3 protein-coding genes are annotated in these 1,851 nt (G+C 69.2%); 1 reads left to right on the plus strand and 2 read right to left on the minus strand.

The features are described from left to right. Positions 1-85: 85 nt before the first annotated feature. Together C1I98_RS44800 and C1I98_RS44805 are read right to left on the minus strand one after the other, a co-directional pair. Positions 86-583: a potassium transporter TrkG gene (locus C1I98_RS44800; RefSeq protein ID WP_233508560.1), complete on the minus strand. Its 498-nt coding sequence runs from the start codon at positions 581-583 to the stop codon at positions 86-88. After that, on the minus strand, positions 544-1,104 hold the full coding sequence (locus tag C1I98_RS44805) for a potassium transporter TrkG (protein ID WP_233508561.1): 561 nt from the start codon (positions 1,102-1,104) through the stop codon (positions 544-546). The genes C1I98_RS44800 and C1I98_RS44805 overlap by 40 nt, the downstream gene beginning before the upstream one ends. A gap of 291 nt (positions 1,105-1,395) precedes the next feature. Here C1I98_RS44805 and C1I98_RS38455 point away from each other — a divergent pair. Continuing rightward, positions 1,396-1,851: MEDS domain-containing protein (locus C1I98_RS38455; RefSeq protein ID WP_199537543.1), on the plus strand; the 456-nt coding region annotated here is incomplete at its 3' end.

Raw genomic sequence — 1,851 nt, forward strand, 5'->3', positions numbered from 1 at the left:
GATCAGTTCCCACTGGGCGTCGGTCAGGTCGGAGGGGTAGCGAGCGGGGGGCATTGAGCCACTTTGGCGGTATCGGCATGTCTCGTCACGCCGCCACGCCGGACATGAACGATCTTCTCAAACACGCTCTGACGGAGCGGGTCAGCCCACGATCATCCGCTGTTCGGGCAACGGCCTGGCGCTGGGTCGCCATGCCCAGCGCGCGATGCCCGATGTCCACCCGAGGCTGGCCGCGCATATCCGCCCACACCATGAAGAGCAACATCCCGAACGTGGTCACCTTGATGCCACCGGCCGTCCCCGCGCTGCCCCCGCCGATGAACATCAGCACGTCGGTGGCCAGCCAACTGGAAGGATGCATCCCGGAGACGTCCAGGCTGTTGAAACCGGCGGTACGAGGCATCACCGAAGCGAAGAACCCGGCCAGCACCTTGCCCGCGCCGTCCAGCGGACCGAGGGCCTTCGGGTTGTGCCACTCCCCCAGCGTGAACGCCAGCGTCCAGGCCACCAGCAGCACCCCGGTCAACCCCACCGTGATCCGGGTCAGCAGCGACCAGCTCTGCGGACGCCGCGAACGCCGCAACTCGAATCGCCGTACCCCAGGGCGAACCGGCCGGTGAGCACCACCGCCACCACCGACTCACAGACCAAGCTGAACAACACGACGTAGCGCACGGTACGCCCGATGCCCGTCACCTCCAGCGACTTGGTCTCGGCCTGCGCCATCAGCCGCGAACGCAGCTTCAACCAGCCGGACACCGCCGCGGTGAACAACGTGGCCAACGTCATGATGCCCAGCCCGCCCACCTGGATCAGCAGGCCGATGTCCACCTCACCGAACACCGACCAGTGCCCCGCGGTGTCCACCACCGCCAGCCCGGTCACGCACACCGCGGACGTGGCGGTGAACAGCGCGGCCGCCCAGCCCGCCGACCGCCCGCCGGTCGCGGCGACGGGCAGGGCGAGCAGTACCGTGCCGACCAGCACGGCGGCGGCGAAGCCGATCACGACCGCCCGCGAGGGATGGTGTCCCCACCCGGAGACGACGGCGCCGACGGCGCGCAGCATGCCCGCCGCCGATGACGGCCTCGCCCCCGGTCGCATCAACGCCCCCATCGTCACGGCAGCGTGGCGAGCGCCATTCCCCCAGGTAGGCGGGCGCGCCACAGCCTGCTCTCGGCAGTGAACCGGTCAGCGACCCTATACGGCACTTGTCGGAATCCTTGTGATCTTGATGCGTTCTTGACGCCCACGACCCAATACGCCCCACCAGTACCCGCCACAACTCGGCAAAGCTCGCAACGCTGTAGGATCTGCCGTGTGGGCGACGGGGATAGGGCACGCGACGTACCCCCCCCCGACCACCTCTACGGATCGACTGGTGACGGTGACACGATGCGCGAGACCAACGACGTGCGGCCACTGATCCACCAGGCCCTGATCTACGACGACGACACCGAGTTCCTCGCCGCGACCACCGGCTTCTGCCGCGACGGGCTCGCCACCGGCGAAAAGGTGCTCGCCGTGACCACCCCGGCCAACATCACCCTGCTCACCGACGCCCTCGGCCCCGCCGCAGCCCGCGTCGACTTCGCCCCCGCCGAAGAGTGGTACCGCTCACCCGGCCGCACCCTGACCGCCTACGGCCACTACGTCGACACCCACGCCGCCACCGGCGTACGCATCATCGGCGAACCCGTCTGGCACGGACGCGACCACGCCGAACAGGCCGAATGGACCCGCTACGAGTCCGTCATCAACGCCGCGCTCGCCGACCGGCCCGCCCGCATCATGTGCCCCTACGACCAGCGGACTCTACCCGCCCACATCCTCACCGACGCCCACCGCACC

The sequence above is a fragment of the Spongiactinospora gelatinilytica genome, from assembly GCF_003236385.1.
GTDB classification, from domain to species: domain Bacteria; phylum Actinomycetota; class Actinomycetes; order Streptosporangiales; family Streptosporangiaceae; genus Spongiactinospora; species Spongiactinospora gelatinilytica.